At 72.3% G+C, this 16,670-nt stretch carries 13 protein-coding genes; 5 read left to right on the top strand and 8 right to left on the bottom strand.

Annotated elements, in window-relative coordinates; all coding sequences use genetic code 11:
• A partial coding sequence (locus V9U70_RS30460; protein WP_336680406.1) for a heavy metal translocating P-type ATPase occupies nucleotides 1-1,455 on the top strand: 1,455 nt, incomplete at its 5' end.
• A 521-nt stretch (nucleotides 1,456-1,976) separates the two neighbouring features.
• Here V9U70_RS30460 and V9U70_RS30455 read toward each other — a convergent pair.
• The 8 genes from V9U70_RS30455 to V9U70_RS30420 all read right to left on the bottom strand — a co-directional run bounded on the left by V9U70_RS30455 (nucleotide 1,977) and on the right by V9U70_RS30420 (nucleotide 11,742).
• Nucleotides 1,977-3,275, bottom strand: coding sequence for a citrate synthase (locus tag V9U70_RS30455; protein WP_336680405.1), 1,299 nt, complete (start codon nucleotides 3,273-3,275; stop codon nucleotides 1,977-1,979).
• 214 nt (nucleotides 3,276-3,489) lie between these two features.
• Complete coding sequence (recD2, locus tag V9U70_RS30450) at nucleotides 3,490-5,715, bottom strand: SF1B family DNA helicase RecD2 (RefSeq protein ID WP_336680404.1); 2,226 nt, start codon at nucleotides 5,713-5,715, stop codon at nucleotides 3,490-3,492.
• A gap of 32 nt (nucleotides 5,716-5,747) precedes the next feature.
• Entirely contained in the window at nucleotides 5,748-6,098 is a 351-nt protein-coding gene (locus tag V9U70_RS30445; protein WP_336680403.1) for a tail fiber domain-containing protein, read from the bottom strand.
• Between the two features lie 168 nt (nucleotides 6,099-6,266).
• Nucleotides 6,267-6,914, bottom strand: a complete 648-nt coding sequence (locus tag V9U70_RS30440; protein ID WP_336680402.1) for a peptidoglycan recognition protein family protein — start codon at nucleotides 6,912-6,914, stop codon at nucleotides 6,267-6,269.
• Nucleotides 6,915-7,033: 119 nt separating this feature from the next.
• Nucleotides 7,034-7,915, bottom strand: a complete 882-nt coding sequence (locus V9U70_RS30435; RefSeq protein ID WP_336680401.1) for a lysozyme — start codon at nucleotides 7,913-7,915, stop codon at nucleotides 7,034-7,036.
• Nucleotides 7,916-8,502: 587 nt separating this feature from the next.
• Nucleotides 8,503-9,339 (bottom strand): sugar phosphate isomerase/epimerase family protein, encoded by an 837-nt coding sequence (locus tag V9U70_RS30430; RefSeq protein WP_336680400.1) that lies wholly within the window; start codon nucleotides 9,337-9,339, stop codon nucleotides 8,503-8,505.
• The gene (locus tag V9U70_RS30425) at nucleotides 9,336-10,484 is read right to left on the bottom strand and encodes a dihydrodipicolinate synthase family protein (protein WP_336680399.1); all 1,149 of its coding nucleotides are present in this window, start codon (nucleotides 10,482-10,484) and stop codon (nucleotides 9,336-9,338) included. Before V9U70_RS30425 ends, V9U70_RS30430 begins: the two co-directional genes overlap by 4 nt.
• Nucleotides 10,485-10,590: 106 nt before the next feature.
• Entirely contained in the window at nucleotides 10,591-11,742 is a 1,152-nt protein-coding gene (locus V9U70_RS30420; RefSeq protein WP_336680398.1) for a Gfo/Idh/MocA family protein, read from the bottom strand.
• A 111-nt stretch (nucleotides 11,743-11,853) separates the two neighbouring features.
• Here V9U70_RS30420 and V9U70_RS30415 point away from each other — a divergent pair, with 111 nt between their 5' ends.
• The 4 genes from V9U70_RS30415 to V9U70_RS30400 all read left to right on the top strand — a co-directional run bounded on the left by V9U70_RS30415 (nucleotide 11,854) and on the right by V9U70_RS30400 (nucleotide 16,615).
• A complete protein-coding gene (locus tag V9U70_RS30415; protein WP_336680397.1) occupies nucleotides 11,854-12,969 on the top strand; it encodes a LacI family DNA-binding transcriptional regulator in 1,116 nt (371 codons plus the stop codon).
• A 303-nt stretch (nucleotides 12,970-13,272) separates the two neighbouring features.
• Complete coding sequence (locus V9U70_RS30410; RefSeq protein WP_336680396.1) at nucleotides 13,273-14,061, top strand: sugar phosphate isomerase/epimerase family protein; 789 nt, start codon at nucleotides 13,273-13,275, stop codon at nucleotides 14,059-14,061.
• 114 nt (nucleotides 14,062-14,175) lie between these two features.
• Nucleotides 14,176-14,676: a beta-ketoacyl-[acyl-carrier-protein] synthase family protein gene (locus tag V9U70_RS30405; RefSeq protein ID WP_336680418.1), complete on the top strand. Its 501-nt coding sequence runs from the start codon at nucleotides 14,176-14,178 to the stop codon at nucleotides 14,674-14,676.
• Nucleotides 14,677-14,743: 67 nt separating this feature from the next.
• A complete protein-coding gene (locus V9U70_RS30400; RefSeq protein WP_336680395.1) occupies nucleotides 14,744-16,615 on the top strand; it encodes a glycoside hydrolase family 3 protein in 1,872 nt (623 codons plus the stop codon).
• Nucleotides 16,616-16,670 lie beyond the last annotated feature (55 nt).

Raw genomic sequence — 16,670 nt, 5'->3', positions numbered from 1 at the left:
GTCGGGGACCGTTTCGTCGTGCGGCCGGGGGAGAAGATCGCGACGGACGGGACCGTCATCGAGGGCGCCTCCGCCGTCGACGCCTCCCTCCTCACCGGCGAATCCACCCCCATCGAGGTCACCACCGGCGACACCGTCACCGGAGCCACCCTCAACACCGGCGGACGCCTCCTCGTCCAAGCCACCCGCATCGGCGCCGACACCCAACTCGCCCGCATCACCCACCTCGTCGAAGAAGCCCAGAACGGCAAAGCCGCCGCCCAACGCCTCGCCGACCGCATCTCCGCCGTCTTCGTCCCCCTCGTCATCACCCTCGCCCTCACCACCCTCACCCTCTGGCTCGCCAACGGCTCCGGCCCCACCCCCGCCTTCACCGCCGCCGTCGCCGTCCTGATCATCGCCTGCCCCTGCGCCCTCGGCCTCGCAACCCCCACCGCCCTCATGGTCGGCACCGGCCGCGGCGCCCAACTCGGCATCCTCATCAAAGGCCCCGAAACCCTCGAAAACACCCGCACCACCGACACCATCCTCCTCGACAAAACCGGCACCATCACCACCGGCCACATGACCCTCCACACCACCCACACCACCCCCACCACCACCCCCCACCACGCCCTCCACCTCGCCGGAGCCCTCGAAAACGCCTCAGAACACCCCATCGCCCAAGCCATCACCACCGCCGCCACCACCCACACCACCACCCCCCTCCCCACCCCCCACCACTTCACCAACCTCCCCGGCCTCGGCGTCCACGGCACCATCGACGGCCACACCGTCCTCGTCGGACGCCCCCACCTCCTCACGGAATGGGACATCCCCCTCCCACCCGAACTGTCCACGGCGAAGGACACCGCAGAGGCCGCCGGCCGCACCGCCGTCGCCGTCGCCTGGGACGGCGAGGCCCGCGCGGTCCTGGAGATCGCCGACGCGGTGAAGGACACCAGCGCCGAGGCCGTCCGCCGCCTCCGTGCTCTCGGTCTGACCCCGATCCTCCTCACCGGCGACAACCGGGCGGTCGCGGAGAGCGTCGCCGCCGAGGTCGGCATCGACGAGGTCCACGCGGAGGTCATGCCGCAGGACAAAGTCGACGTCGTCAAGCGCCTCCAGGCCGAGGGCAGGGTCGTCGCCATGGTCGGCGACGGCGTCAACGACGCCGCCGCCCTCGCCCAGGCCGACCTCGGTCTGGCCATGGGCACCGGGGCGGATGCCGCCATCGAGGCGAGCGATCTCACGCTGGTTCGTGGAGATCTCAAGGTGGCGGCTGACGCGATCCGCCTCTCCAGGCGTACGCTGGCCACGATCAGGGGCAACCTCTTCTGGGCCTTCGGGTACAACGTCGCGGCTCTGCCCCTGGCTGCGAGTGGCCTGCTCAACCCGATGATCGCGGGAGCCGCCATGGCGTTCTCCTCCGTGTTCGTCGTCACGAACAGCCTCCGGTTGCGGACCTTCACGTAACATCCACAAGGAGATCCAGATCACACCGGTTCCGAGGTAACCATCCGAGGGGTTCGCGAGTCTAAGAGGACGATGCCAAGGATGTCTTGGGGGACGTCCGATGGAGTGTCTTGGGGGACGCTCCTGGCAAGCGTTGGCCGGGGCACGTGCACCGGGGAGCTTTGAGCGGCCCTCCCGTGCGTACGTACCCCGGCGGACCGCGGCACAACAGAACAACGGGAGCTTCCGCTTCCCGCAGACGCCCGGCCGGATCCCGTGGGGGGAATCCGCTCCGGGATATGGGAAACGCCCCGTCCGTCGACCCGTGGGGGGATCGGCGGTGGGGCGTTTCTCGCGTCCGGAGCCAGGGGCGCACAGAGCGCGGTATCCGATGGGGTCCGGCGCCCCGGGCGCGCCCGGGGCGCCGCAGCGCCCTTAACGCCGAATCGCCCCGGACACCGCGCTCTGTGCGAGGCGCGGTACGCGGGGCGAAGGCAGACCGGCCGAGGAGACCGGACCCTACAGGCGGTACGAGATCCGGGTCAGCGACCCTCGACCGGAACGAAGTCGCGCATGACCTCGCCGGTGTAGATCTGGCGCGGGCGGCCGATGCGGGAACCCGGCTCCTTGATCATCTCGTGCCACTGGGCGATCCAGCCGGGAAGGCGGCCGAGCGCGAAGAGCACGGTGAACATCTCGCTCGGGAAGCCCATGGCCCGGTAGATCAGACCGGTGTAGAAGTCCACGTTGGGGTAGAGGTTGCGCGAGACGAAGTACTCGTCCGAGAGCGCGTGCTCCTCCAGCTTGAGCGCGATGTCGAGCAGCTCGTCGGACTTGCCGAGCGCGGACAGCACGTCGTGGGCCGCCGCCTTGATGATCTTGGCGCGCGGGTCGAAGGACTTGTACACCCGGTGGCCGAAGCCCATCAGGCGGACGCCGTCCTCCTTGTTCTTCACCTTGCGGATGAAGGAGTCGACGTCGCCGCCGTTGGCCTGGATGCCTTCCAGCATCTCCAGCACCGACTGGTTGGCGCCGCCGTGCAGGGGGCCCCACAGCGCCGAGATGCCGGCGGAGATCGAGGCGAACATGTTCGCCTGCGAGGAGCCGACCAGACGCACGGTGGAGGTCGAGCAGTTCTGCTCGTGGTCCGCGTGCAGGATGAGCAGCTTGTCCAGCGCCGAGACGACGACCGGGTCCAGCTCGTACTCCTGGGCGGGGACCGAGAAGGTCATGCGCAGGAAGTTCTCGACGTACCCGAGGTCGTTGCGCGGGTAGACGAAGGGGTGCCCGATCGACTTCTTGTACGCGTACGCCGCGATCGTCGGCAGCTTCGCCAGCAGGCGGATCGTCGAGAGGTGGCGCTGCTCCTCGTCGAACGGGTTGTGGCTGTCCTGGTAGAACGTGGACAGCGCGCTGACGACCGAGGACAGCATCGCCATCGGGTGGGCGTCGCGCGGGAAGCCGTCGAAGAACCGCTTGACGTCCTCGTGCAGCAGCGTGTGCTGGGTGATCTCGTTCTTGAAGGTCGCCAGCTCGTCGACCTTCGGCAGGTCGCCGTTGATCAGCGTGTACGCGACCTCCAGGAACGACGAGCGCTCGGCGAGCTGCTCGATCGGGTATCCGCGGTAGCGCAGAATGCCCTGCTCGCCATCGAGGTAGGTGACGGCGGATTTATAGGCGGCGGTGTTGCCGTAGCCGCTGTCCAGGGTCACCAGGCCGGTCTGGGCCCGGAGCTTCCCGATGTCGAAGCCCTTGTCGCCGACGGTGCTGTCGATCACCGGGTAGGTGTACTCGTCATCGCCGTACCGCAGTACTACAGCGTTGTTGGTGTGCTCGCTCACGTCATCCCTCACCGACGTAGTGCCTCTTCTTCGAGGTGCCCTGACTGTCTCCACCCTCCCCCATTCGGCTCAGGAGAGTGCACTCGGGGTCGTCCATTGGACCTAATGACGGCACTGAGTGCCGCCAACCTACTCATCCTGCCCCCTCGGCTGCGGTTCCGGAAGCCCTCCGTGATGTTTGCCACCGATTTGATCGATCATTTTTGCGCAACGCTCACGCGAAGTCTGCGCCGCTCCCGCCCCGGAGCCGAAAATCCAGCGCTGTACAGCGTCTGCCTGCGGAAACCGTGCGGACTGCCTGGCCGATCGCCTTACGGGACCCGACCAGCACGACGAGTCGCTTGGCGCGCGTCACGGCGGTGTAGAGGAGGTTGCGCTGGAGCATCATCCAGGCGCTGGTGGTCACGGGGACGACGACGGCCGGGTACTCGCTGCCCTGGGAGCGGTGGATGGTCATGGCGTAGGCGTGGGCCAGCTCGTCCAGCTCGTCGAAGTCATAGCCGATCTCCTCGTCCTCATCGGTGCGCACGGTGAGTCTCTGCTCGTCGGCGTCGAGGGCGGTGACAGTGCCGACCGTGCCGTTGAAGACGCCGTTCTCACCCTTGTCGTAGTTGTTGCGGATCTGGGTGACCTTGTCGCCGACCCGGAAGACCCGGCCGCCGAACCGCTTCTCGGGGAGGTCGGGGCGGGAGGGCGTGATGGCTTGCTGGAGCAGCCCGTTCAGGTGGCCCGCGCCGGCCGGCCCCCGGTGCATGGGGGCGAGGACCTGGACGTCGCGGCGCGGGTCGAGGCCGAATCTGGCGGGGATGCGGCGGGCCGCCACGTCCACGGCGAGCACGCCCGCGTCCTGGGTCTCCTCCTCCACGAAGAGGAAGAAGTCGCTCAGCCCCTCGGTGAGCGGCGGCTGGCCCGCGTTGATCCGGTGGGCGTTGGTGACGACGCCCGACTGCTGGGCCTGGCGGAAGATCCGGGTGAGCCGGACGGCGGGGACGGGGCTGCCCTCGGCGAGCAGATCGCGCAGCACCTCCCCCGCGCCGACCGACGGCAGCTGGTCGACGTCGCCCACGAGCAGCAGATGGGCACCGGGTGCCACTGCCTTGACGAGCTTGTTGGCGAGCAGCAGATCGAGCATCGACGCCTCGTCGACGACGACCAGGTCGGCGTCCAGCGGCCGGTCCCGGTCATAGGCCGCGTCGCCCCCCGGCTTCAGCTCCAGCAACCGGTGCACGGTGGACGCCTCGGCTCCGGTCAGCTCGGAGAGCCGCTTGGCGGCCCGTCCGGTGGGAGCGGCCAGCACCACCTTGGCCCGCTTCGCCCGCGCCAGCTCGACGATGGACCGGACGGTGAAGGACTTCCCGCAGCCGGGCCCGCCGGTCAGGACGGCCACCTTCCGGCGGAGCGCGAGCCGGACCGCCTCCTCCTGCTCGGGTGCGAGCGTGGCCCCCGTACGCGTCGCGAGCCAGGCCAGCGCCTTGCCCCAGTCCACGTCCTGGAAGGCCGGCATCCGGTCCTCCCCGGTGCTCAGCAGCCGGCGCACCTGCCCGGCGAGGGACAGCTCCGCGCGGTGGAAGGGGACCAGGTAGACGGCGGTGACCGGCTCGCCCCCCTCGGGGGACGGCACCTTCTCCCGCACGACGCCCTCCGGGTCGGCGGCAAGCTCGGCCAGGCACTCGATGACCAGGCCGGTGTCGACCTGGAGGAGCTTCACCCCGTCCGCGATGAGCCGTTCCTCGGGGAGGTAGCAGTGGCCCTGGTCGGAGGACTGGGACAGGGCGTACTGAAGACCGGCCTTGACGCGCTCGGGGCTGTCGTGCGGGATGCCGACCGCCTGGGCGATCTTGTCGGCGGTGAGGAAGCCGATGCCCCAGACGTCGGCGGCGAGCCGGTAGGGCTGGTTCCGCACGACGGAGATCGAGGCGTCCCCGTACTTCTTGTAGATCCGCACGGCGATGGAGGTGGAGACGCCCACACCCTGGAGGAAGACCATGACCTCCTTGATCGCCTTCTGCTCCTCCCAGGCCGCCGCGATCATCTTCGTGCGCTTGGGGCCGAGGCCGGGGACCTCGACGAGCCGCTTCGGCTCGTTCTCGATGATGTCGAGGGTGTCGACGCCGAAGTGGGTGGTGATCCGGTCGGCCATCACGGGCCCGATGCCCTTGATCAGCCCGGAGCCGAGATAGCGGCGGATGCCCTGGATGGTGGCGGGCAGCACGGTGGTGTAGTTCTCCACGGTGAACTGCTTGCCGTACTGGGAGTGCGAGCCCCAACGGCCCTCCATCCGCAGCGACTCGCCGACCTGCGCGCCGAGCAGCGCGCCGACCACGGTGAGGAGGTCTCCTGCTCCCCGCCCGGTGTCGACGCGGGCGACGGTGTACCCGTTCTCCTCGTTGGCGTACGTGATCCTCTCCAGGACCCCTTCGAGGACGGCCGTGTTGGACATGACCCGACGCTACCGCCTGCCGCTGACACCGCTCATGTCGCCGGGGGCGGACTCCCGGCGCGCAGGGCCGCCACCTCGTCCCGTAGCTCGGCCAGCTCCCGGTGCAGTGCCTGGATGGCGACGAGGGCCACGCCGTTGGCGTCGGTGCAGCAGATCGTCCGGTGGTTCTCGCCGACCCCGAACGCCTTCCACCAGTCCTGCGCCATGGGCCCCGAGTGCCGTACGTGCGCGGGGTCCCAGTGGTACCGCCACGTGCTGACCGGCAACCGCACCACCTGCTCCAGCACCTCGTAGCCGTTGACCGGACCACTGCCGCACACCGCGCCCGGAACGGCCCCGGACGCCAGACCGGCGGCGGAGGCGTCCGGGCGGCCCCGCCTCACGGCCAGGGACGCCCGGGCCCTGGCGAGCGCCCCCGCAACCGCAGGCCGCTCATCGTTCCCAGACCACCGCGGTCACGTCGGTCTTCAGCCACCGGTCCGAGAACAGCAGGCTGCCGCCGCCCCCGCGGTTGTCGGGGCGGTCCACCGGCGCCTGGCGGGGCGGCCGGCTCAGCCCATGCTCGCCGCGACCTCGCTGCGCAGTTGGGGCAGCTTGTCGTGCAGGACGCCCGGGCAGAGCGTGTCGCCGAAGTCCTTGTGCCCGTAGATACGGCTCGGCGCGATGCCGTACTGCCGGCAGACGTACGCGCAGAGCACCACCAGGACCTCCCACTGCGCCCGCGGCGGCTGCGCGCCGCCGTGGTACGCGCCCTCGTTGGCGATGCCGATGGCCTGCTCGTTCTGGCCGGACGTGTGGGCCCCCAGCACGAAGTCGCCGCCGCCCAGCAGGGTGCTGAGGCTGCGGTGGCGGCCCTCGGTGATCCAGCCGCCCCGGCTGACGAGGAAGTGGTAGCCGCTGTCGATCCACCCGTTCTTGTCCATGTGCAGGTTCTGGACCCAGTGGGCGTGCGAGTGGGCCTGGGCGCGGGAGACGTCGGAGGTGTTGGCGCTGACCGTGTGGTGGACGATGATCTTGCTGGGCCGCCTCCCCACCAGGCTCACCGGGCTCCGGGGCGGGCGGGCCTCCCATCGGAGGGTGCTGTCGATGTCCGGTTCGACGGCGCCGGCGGCGAGGGCCGCGCTCGGCAGTGCGGCGGCGGCCAGTCCTCCGGCTCCGGCGAGCAGGACGTGGCGGCGGGTCGGCTGCGGAAGGTTCACGGCGGACTCCTCATCTGCGGTCGTTCCGGACGGACGCTCGGCGGCGGCCGGTGGGGGCGGCGGCAGGGCCGGGCGAGCCGCGGGCGGGCTCGCCCGGCCGCCGCGAGGGCGAGGAGCTCTTACGCCGTGTTGTTGGCGAGGGCCTGGAGCCGGGTCATGGAGCCGTTGAACTTGTTGCGGTCCACGTCACCGGAGACCCCGCTGACCCGGCCGGTGGCGGTGTACTGCCAGATCGTCCAGGTGGGGAACCCGCTGGGGACGAACGGGCTGGCGGTGCCCCAGTGCGCGACCCAGAGCGGGGACTTGGCGGACATGCCGGTCCAGTTGCCGGTGCAGGTGTTCCACCAGCTGGCCGTCGTGTAGATGACGACGTCGCGGCTCGTGCGGGCCTTGTACGCGGTGTAGAAGTCGTTGACCCACGTGCGCATCTGCGTCGTGGAGAGGCCGTAGCACATCGCGCCGTACGGGTTGTGCTCGATGTCCAGCACACCGGGGAGGGTCCTGCCGTCCCTGGACCAGCCTCCGCCGTTGCTCGCGAAGTAGTTCGCCTGGGTCGCGCCGTTGGAGACGTTGGGGCGGGCGAAGTGGTACGCGCCCCGGATCAGGCCGGCGTGGTAGGAGTTCGTGTAGTTCGCGTTGAAGCTGCTGTCCTTGAAGCTCGTCCCCTCGGTGGCCTTCATGTAGGCGAAGTCGATGCCCGCGGCCTTCACCGAGCCCCAGTTGATCGCCCCCTGCCAGTGGGAGACGTCGATGCCCTGGACACCGCTGGTGTCCATCGCGGTCAGGCCGCCGTCCGCCCCGGAAGCGGGGCCCTGCTCGATGCGGGTCCCCGCCCCCATCCACGCCTGGCCGGACCGGATGGGCTTGTCGGGGCTGGGGGGCGCGGCGACCGCCGGGCCCGCACCGGTCACGAGGAGTGCGGCGACACTGCCGAGGACGCCGGTCAACAGGGCGGCTCTGGGTCTGGCGCGTCGGCGGGACGGGGAACTGCATGCGGGCATGGCTGCCTCCGGGGACGTCGGGTGGGGGGAGCGGGCGCCTGACGACCGGACCGATCGCCATGGACACGTCACGAGTAAGGCATGGGCGCGGGGAGGCGTAAAGAGGCCGTTCGGTCTAGACCTGTGACGCCGCACCTCAACTGCGACAACGCGCCGAACTGGCGAAAATTTTCATCACTGAAGGCCCACCGACGGCCCCCGCCCCCGGAGCGCGAGGTCCCGGCACGCGGTCGCGACGGACCGACGCGTTCTGCCGCCGCACACCGACGCGGCACGGTGTGGTGTTGGCGCGCTTGTCGGCGACGCCTTGACCCTCGGTCGCGGAACCTTGACGTCCGGTCGCGACGGGTTGACGCTCCAGAGCGACGCCCCGGCGTTCCCGAGCACCGCCGTGACGCCCGATCGCGCCGTGACAGCGGAATGGGGCCCGGCCTCGCGGCCGGGCCCCCTCGCTTTCCCCCCTGTCGGACCTTCCCGTTCCCCCCGGACCCCTCCCCCGGAAGTCCCGACGCCCTGTGTGACCCGGGAGGGTACGCAAAGGTTGCAACCCTTTGCGATCTCTTTACTTCCGGTCCGGACGAGGGGGCTCAGCAGGCGTGTTGCAGATAGCGCTCCGCCACTTCCGCCAACACGTCCGCGCCGTCGCGGGCCCACAGCGCCTCGTTGAAGATCTCCACCTCGATCGGGCCGTCGAACCCGGCGGATTCCGCTTCCGTGCGGAACGAGCGGAAATCAATGCTTCCGTCGCCCAGCTGCCCCCGCCCCAGCAGGACCCCCTCCGGGAGCGGGGTGATCCAGTCGGCCAGCTGGAAGGAGTGGATGCGGCCGCCCGCTCCCGCACGGGCGATCTGCGCGGGGGCCTGGTCGTCCCACCAGAGGTGGTAGGTGTCCACGACGACCCCCACCCGGTCGGCGGGGAAACGCTCGGCGAGGTCCAGGGCCTGGGCGAGGGTGGAGACCACGCAGCGGTCCGACGCGAACATCGGGTGCAGGGGTTCGATCGCCAGGCGTACGCCGCGCTCTGCGGCGTACGGGACCAGCTCGGACAGCGCCTCCGCGACTCGCTCGCGGGCTCCGTACAGATCCCGGCTGCCGGGCGGGAGACCGCCCGAGACCAGGACCAGGGTGTCGGTGGACAGGGCCGCCGCCTCGTCCAGCGCCGCCCGGTTGTCGTCCAGGGCGCGGGCGCGCTCCGCGGGGTCGAGGGCGGTGAAGAAGCCGCCCCGGCAGAGGCTGGTGACGCTCAGCCCCGCGTCCGCCAGGAGCCCCGCCGTGCGCTCGACGCCGTACGCCTGCACCGGGGCCCGCCACAGGCCGACCTTGTCGATGCCCGCCGCGACGCAGCCCTCCGCCAGCTCGGGGAGCGACCACTGCTTGATCGTCTCCTGGTTGATGCTCAGGCGCGAGAGGGACTGCTCGTTCATCGTGCTCCTCCGTGGACCGCGAGGAGCGATCGCATGCGGTGTTCGGCCCGGTCCGGGTCCGGGAACAGGCCCAGCCGGTCGGCCAGTTCGTAGGCCTTCGCCAGATGCGGCAGGGACCGCGCCGACTGGAGACCGCCCACCATCGTGAAGTGCTCCTGGTGCCCGGCCAGCCAGGCGAGGAAGACCACCCCGGTCTTGTAGAAGCGGGTGGGCGGCTGGAAGAGGTGGCGCGAGAGGTCGACGGTGGGGTCGAGAAGGGCGCGGAAGCCCTCGACGTCTCCCGTGTCCAGTACCCGCACCGCGTGCGCCGCCAGGGGGCCCAGCGGGTCGAAGATGCCCAGCAGGGCGTGGCTGAAGCCCTGTTCGTCACCGGCGATCAGCTCGGGGTAGTTGAAGTCGTCGCCCGTGTAGCAGCGCACCCCCTCCGGCAGGCGGCGGCGGACGGCGATCTCGCGGGACGCGTCCAGGAGGGAGATCTTGATGCCGTCGACCTTGTCGGGGTGCTCCGCGATGACCTTGAGGAAGGTGTCCGTGGCCCGGTCGAGGTCGGCGCTGCCCCAGTAGCCCGCCAGCGCGGGATCGAACATGGGGCCCAGCCAGTGCAGGATCACCGGTTCGGACGCCTGGCGCAGGAGGTGGGCGTAGGCAGCGAGGTAGTCGTCCGGTCCGTCCGCCGCCCTGACCAGCGCGCGGGAGGCCATGAGGATGGGCTGGACGCCGTGCTCCTCGGCCAGGGCCAGCTGGTCCTCGTAGGCCGACCTGACCTCGTCCAGGGTCGGCGTGCCGCCGTCGGGCAGGTGGTCGGTGCCCACGCCGCAGGCGATCCGGCCCCCGACCGCCTTCGCCTCAGCGGCCGAGCGGCCGATCAGCTCGGCCGCGCCCGCCCAGTCCAGGCCCATCCCGCGCTGGGCGGTGTCCATCGCTTCGGCGACGCCGAGCCCGTGCGCCCACAGATGGCGGCGGAAGGCGAGCGTGGCGTCCCAGTCGACGGCCGCCGGGGCGTCCGGGCTGACGTCGGCGTACGGGTCCGCGACGACGTGGGCCGCGGAGAAGACCGTGCGGGAGGTGGGGGGCGCCGCCCCGGGGGCCAGGTCCAGCGGTGCGGTCCGGGGGGTGTAGGGGCCCTGTGGGAGATGGATCGTCATCGCGGCGGCTCCGAGCGGTCGTGTGCCGTCACGTGAGGTGCGGGGGCGCCGGGTCCGAGAAGCCGGCCGTCGTCGGTCCGGCGGTCCCGTCCGGCGGGGCGGCGGGTCACAGGGTCAGCTCCGGGACGGCGAAGCGGCGACCCTCGGCCGACGACTTCAGCCCCAGCTCTGCCAGTTGGACGCCACGGGCGCCCGCCAGCAGGTCCCAGGCGTACGGCTCGTCCAGGGCCACATGGCGCAGGAACAGCTCCCACTGGGCCTTGAAGCCGTTGTCGAACTCCGCGTTGTCCGGTACCTCCTGCCACTGGCCGCGGAACGACTCGGTGACCGGGAGGTCCGGGTTCCAGACCGGCTTGGGGGTGGCCGAGCGGTGCTGGACGCGGCAGTTGCGCAGACCGGCGACGGCGGAGCCGTGCGTGCCGTCGACCTGGAACTCGACCAGTTCGTCGCGGTTGACCCGTACCGCCCAGGAGGAGTTGATCTGCGCGACGGCCCCGCCCGCCAGCTGGAAGATGCCGTAGGCGGCGTCGTCGGCGGTCGCGGCGTACGGCTTGCCCTGCTCGTCCCAGCGCTGCGGCACGTGCGTCTGGACATGCGCCGTCACGGAGGTGACCTGGCCGAACAGCTCGTGGAGCACGTACTCCCAGTGGGGGAACATGTCGACGACGATGCCGCCGCCGTCCTCCGCGCGGTAGTTCCAGGAGGGGCGCTGGGCCTCCTGCCAGTCCCCCTCGAAGACCCAGTAGCCGAACTCCCCGCGCACGGACAGGATCTCGCCGAAGAAGCCGCCGTCGATCAGGCGCTTGAGCTTGCGCAGCCCCGGCAGGAAGATCTTGTCCTGGACGACGCCGTGCTTGATGCCCGCGTCCCGGGCGAGCCGGGCCAGGTCGAGCGCCCCCTCGACGTCCGTGGCGGTCGGCTTCTCGGTGTACACGTGCTTGCCCGCCGCTATGGCCTTCTTGATCGCCTCCACTCGGGCCGAGGTGACCTGGGCGTCGAAGTAGACGTCCACCGTCTCGTCCGCGAGCACCGCGTCCAGGTCGGTCGACCACTCGGTCAGACCGTGCCGCGCGGCGAGTTCCTCCAGGGCGTGGGCCCGGCGGCCGACGAGCACGGGCTCCGGCCACAGCACCTCGCCGCCGCCGAGCTCCAGCCCGCCCTGCTCGCGGATCGCGAGGATCGAACGGACGAGGTGCTGCCGGTATCCCATGCGCCCGGTGACGCCGTTCATGGCGATGCGCACTGTCCTGCGTGTCACGAAGTTCCCTCCATACAGCCGTAGCAAGCGCTTTCTATGGAGGGTGACGCTAGCCTGCCGACAGCGGCCCGGACAAGAGGCGGCCCCCACACGACCTCTCGGAGGACAGCGATGACAGTCACCCTGGCGGACGTGGCGGCCCGCGCCCGGGTGTCCCCGGCCACCGTCTCCCGTGTGCTGAACGGCAACTACCCCGTGGCCGCGTCGACCCGGGAGCGGGTCCTGCGGGCGGTGGACGACCTGGACTACGTGCTCAACGGCCCCGCCAGCTCGCTCGCGGCGGCCACGTCCGACCTGGTCGGCATCCTGGTCAACGACATCGCGGACCCGTTCTTCGGCATCATGGCGGGGGCCACGCAGACGCAGATCGGCGGGCCCGGGGACGGCTCGGGGCGGGCGGGCGGCGAGAAGCTGGCCGTCATCTGCAACACCGGCGGCTCCCCGGAGCGCGAGCTCACCTACCTCACCCTCCTCCAGCGTCAGCGCGCCGCCGCCGTCGTGCTCACCGGCGGCGCGGTCGAGGACCCTGCCCACCAGGCCGCCATGTCCGCGAAGCTGGCCAGGCTGGCGGACGCGGGCACCCGGATCGTCTTCTGCGGCCGCCCCCCGCTGCCCGACAGCGACGCGCTCGCCGCCGCGCTCACCTTCGACAACCGGGGCGGCGGCCGACGGCTCACCGAGCACCTGATCTCCCTGGGCCACCGGCGCATCGGCTACGTCGCCGGCCCCCGGGAGCGGACCACCACCCGGCACCGGCTGGAGGGCCACCGCGAGGCGATGCGGCGCGCGGGGCTCGACGTGGAGGCCGAAGGCGGCGGCGAGGGGGACGGCGTCCGGGCGGGCGGGGACGGGGCCGAGCCGCAGCTCACCGTGCACGGCCCCTACGACCGGCGCTCGGGTTACGAGGCCACCCTCGAACTCCTGCGCAGGGCACCGGACGTGACCGCGATCGTGGCCGCCAACGACACCGTCGCCCTGGGCGCGTGCGCGGCCGTGAGGGACCGGGGGATGCGCATCCCCCAGGATCTCTCGGTCGCCGGCTTCGACGACCTGCCGTTCTCGGTGGACGCGGTCCCGGCCCTGACGACCGTACGGCTGCCGCTGTTCGAGGCGGGGGCGCGGGCGGGCCGGATCGCCATGGGCAAGGAGAACCCGCCGCCCGGCGGCATCGCGACCATCGCGGCCGAGCTGATGATCCGGGGGTCGACGGCGCCGCCCCGGGGGTGAGCCGCTCCTGCCCGCGGGGGCGGAAGCTGTGCGCGGAAGACCGTGCGCGGGAGGCCGTGCGCGGCTGGGCCTGGGCGGTGTGCCGTGGTCGGCGGCGGGTGCGTGCCTGTGGGGCGCGCTGAAGCCGTCCGGCAGGCGGGAGCGGCTGGCGGGGGGGTGTCGGAGGGTGTCGGCCGAGGGCCCGCCCGCTCCCCCTCCGTCCGGAGTAGCCTTCCGGCCGGACGGGCAGGAGCGGGTGGGACGCGGGCGGNGGCGCCCCGCGACAGGGGCGCGGGGCGCCGCCCACAAGGGAAGGACATCACAGTGAAGCTCGCTTTCTCGACCCTCGGAGTGCCGGGGACGCCGATCGCCGAGGTCGTCCGGCTCGCCGCCGGGCACGGCTACCAGGGGGTGGAGCTGCGCACCCACCCGGAGGAGCCGGTACACCTCGGTCTGTCGTCGCTCGAACGGGCCGACGTGGTCGAGGCGTTCGCCGCCGGCGGCGTGGAGATCCTCGCTCTCGCCGGATACGTGAAGGTGGCTGCCGAGGGCGACGACGAGCCGGTCCTGGCGGAGCTCGCCGCGCTGGTGAGGCTGGCCCGGGACCTGGGGGCGCCGTACGTCCGGGTCTTCCCCGGCGGCGGGGGCCAGGACCCGGACGGGGCGGACGCGACCGCGGCCAGGCGGCTCGGGGCCGCCGCCCCGGCCGCGGCCGACATGGGCGTGAGCATTCTGCTGGAGACCCATGACTCGCACCGCTCGGGCGTCGACGCGGCACGGGTCGTCGCCGCGGTCGGGCACCCCCGGATCGGCGCGGTCTGGGACGTGCTGCACACCTGGCTGGCCGGTGAGGAACCCGCCGCCAGCCACGCGGTGCTCGCCCCGCACCTGGGGTACGTCCAGGTGAAGGACGTCGCATCGGCCGACGCCCTCACGCCGTTGGCGCTGGGGGCCGGGGTGCTGCCGCTGGCGGACTGCCTGGACAGGCTGGACCCGGACGCGTGGGTGTGCTGGGAGTACGAGAAGCGCTGGCGCCCCGAGGCGGCGGAGCTGGCGGGCCTGCTGGGCGCGGGGCGCGATCATCTGCTGCGGCTGGGAGCGCCGAAGCAGTAGCCGGGACGGGGGCGGGGCGGGGCGGGGGCGGGAGGACGCGTAACGCCGGTCCGGCACTCGCAGACCAGCCACCCGTCCCCTCGGACGCCGTCTGCGCCGGACCTTCTCCGGGAGCTGTACGCCCCCCACGCCCCCTCGGTCACCTCGGCCAAGGGCGTCCTCGGGCACACCATGGGGGCGGCCGGCGCGATCGAGGCGGCCCTGAGGGTCCTGACCGTCGCCCGGGGCACGGCGGTGCCCACGGCCGACTTCGCGGAACCGGACGACACCACGGCGGGCATCGACGTGGTCCGCGCGACCGCCCGGCCCCAGCCCGTCCGGCCGGCGCTCAGCCACTCCCTGGGACTCGGCGGACACAACACCGTGCCGGCCTTCACCGCCCCCCGAGCGCACGGGACGGACCCCGCCCCCGTCCGGGCAGAGCGGGCCGACGCCCGTTCCCGCCCTCTGGTCGAGGGGCGCGGGCCCCGCCGCGTGCTTCAGGCGACCGGGACGGGGCCCTGCCACGCCCCGGCCACGCGCCAGCGGCCGGGGGGGGGCGGCGTCCGTCCGGCCTGCCGCGCACGGGAGGGAGAGGCCCGTCTACCTGTCCCTGGCCCGGCCCCGCCCTCTTGACCGGTAGTTACTTTCCCTATAAGCGTATCGTCTTGAAAGTTTCTTTCACCCCCGGGAAGGAGCTCACGTGCACCACCGCACCTCCAGACGCACCCTCCTCACCGCCACGGCCGCCGCCACAGCCGCCGCGGCCTCCGGCATCCTCGCCGTCCCCGGCGCCGCCTCCGCGCAGCCCACGAACGCCTCCGCCGACCACCGACTGCGGCGGATCATCGCCGGGATGAGCCTGGAGGAGAAGGTCGGCCAGCTCTTCGTGCCGCGGGTGTACGGGCACTCCGCCACCGACCCGGACCAGAGCGACATCGACGCGAACCTCCGGGAGCTCGGGGTGCGCACCGCCGCCGAGCTGGTCTCCACGTACCACGTCGGCGGCATCATCTACTTCACCTGGGCGCACAACACCCGCAGCCCCCACCAGATCGCCGACCTCTCCAACGGCATCCAGCGCGCCGCACTCGCCGGCCGCTCCCGCGTACCCCTGCTCGTCTCCACCGACCAGGAGCACGGCATCGTCTGCCGGGTCGGCGAACCCGCCACGCTGCTGCCGGGCGCGATGGCCCTGGGCGCGGGCGGTTCTCGCTCCGACACCCGGCGGGCGGCCCGGATCGCGGGCGCCGAACTGGCCGCGCTCGGCATCAACCAGAACTACGCGCCGGACGCCGACGTCAACGTCGACCCCGCCAACCCGGTCATCGGCGTACGGTCCTTCGGCGCCGTGCCCGACACGGTGTCCGGGCTCGTCGCGGCGCAGGTGAAGGGCTACCGGGGCGCGGGGATCGCCGCGACCGCCAAGCACTTCCCCGGGCACGGCGACACGAGCACCGACAGCCACACCGGGCTCCCCGTCATCGGGCACACCCGCGAGGAGTGGGAAGAGCTGGACGCCCCGCCGTTCCGTGCCGCGATCCGCGCCCGCGTCGACTCGATCATGACGGGGCACATCGTCGTCCCCGCCCTCGACCCGTCCGGGGTCCCGGCCACGCTCTCCCGGCCGATCCTGACCGGCATCCTGCGTGAGGAGCTGGGCTACGACGGAGTGGTGGTCACGGACTCCCTCGGCATGCAGGGGGTGCGGGGGGAGTACGGCGACGACCGCGTCCCGGTCCTCGCCCTGCTGGCGGGCGTGGACCAGCTCCTGAACCCGCCGGACCTCCCCCTCGCCTGGAACGCCGTGCTGGAGGCGGTGCGCGGCGGCGAGATCGGCGAGGCGAGGATCGAGGAGTCGGTCCTGCGGATTCTGCGGCTCAAGGACCGGCTGGGACTGTTCCGCGACCCGTTCGTCAGCCGCGCGGGCGTCGACCGCACGGTCGGCAGCCGAGTCCACCGGGCCGCCGCCGACCGGATCGCCGAGCGCACGACGACCCTGCTCGCCGATCCCGGCTCCCTGCTGCCGCTCTCCCGCCGCTCCCACCGCGAGCTGCTGGTGGTGGGGGCCGACCCCGCGTCGCCGTCGGGCACGACGGGCCCGCCGACCACCACCCTGGCCGACGCGTTCGGCGAACTGGGCTTCTCCGCGACGGCCCTGTCCACCGGTACGGCCCCGAACCCGGCGAAGGTCGCCGAGGCGGTCGCCGCCGCACGGGGCAAGGACGCCGTGGTCGTGGCGACGTACAACGTCACGGCGGGCAGCTCGCAGCGCACGCTCGTCACGGCCCTCGTGGCGACCGGCGTCCCGGTGATCACCGTCGCCGTCCGCAACCCGTACGACGTCGCCGCTCTCGCCGGGAGCGGGGTGGCGGCGAGTCTCGCCGCGTACTCCTGGACGGACGTCGAACTGCGCGCCGCCGCCCGGGTGATGGCGGGCCTCGCCTCGCCCAGGGGCCGGCTGCCGGTGCCCGTCCAGCGCGCGGACGACCCCGCGCGGGTGCTGTACCCGGTGGGCCACGGGCTGTCGTACGGGCCGCGCGCCGCAGGCCCGCACCAGGACGCCGGCCGCTGACCCCAGCGGGGCGGGAAGCGCCCGCCGGCTGTCGGAAGAGCAGCCGGCGGGCGCT

This window comes from Streptomyces pratensis (genome assembly GCF_037137275.1).
Lineage (GTDB): Bacteria > Actinomycetota > Actinomycetes > Streptomycetales > Streptomycetaceae > Streptomyces > Streptomyces pratensis_B.
Note: the sequence above shows the minus strand (reverse complement) of the source record. Positions and strands in the feature narration are given on the sequence as shown.

Coding starts and splice junctions, on each gene's coding strand:
- recD2 (WP_336680404.1), bottom strand. CDS start 5,715: ATGTCCAACACGGCCGTCCTCGAAGGGGTCCTGGAGAGGATCACGTAC.
- V9U70_RS30435 (WP_336680401.1), bottom strand. CDS start 7,915: ATGCCCGCATGCAGTTCCCCGTCCCGCCGACGCGCCAGACCCAGAGCC.
- V9U70_RS30430 (WP_336680400.1), bottom strand. CDS start 9,339: ATGAACGAGCAGTCCCTCTCGCGCCTGAGCATCAACCAGGAGACGATC.
- V9U70_RS30425 (WP_336680399.1), bottom strand. CDS start 10,484: ATGACGATCCATCTCCCACAGGGCCCCTACACCCCCCGGACCGCACCG.
- V9U70_RS30415 (WP_336680397.1), top strand. CDS start 11,854: ATGACAGTCACCCTGGCGGACGTGGCGGCCCGCGCCCGGGTGTCCCCG.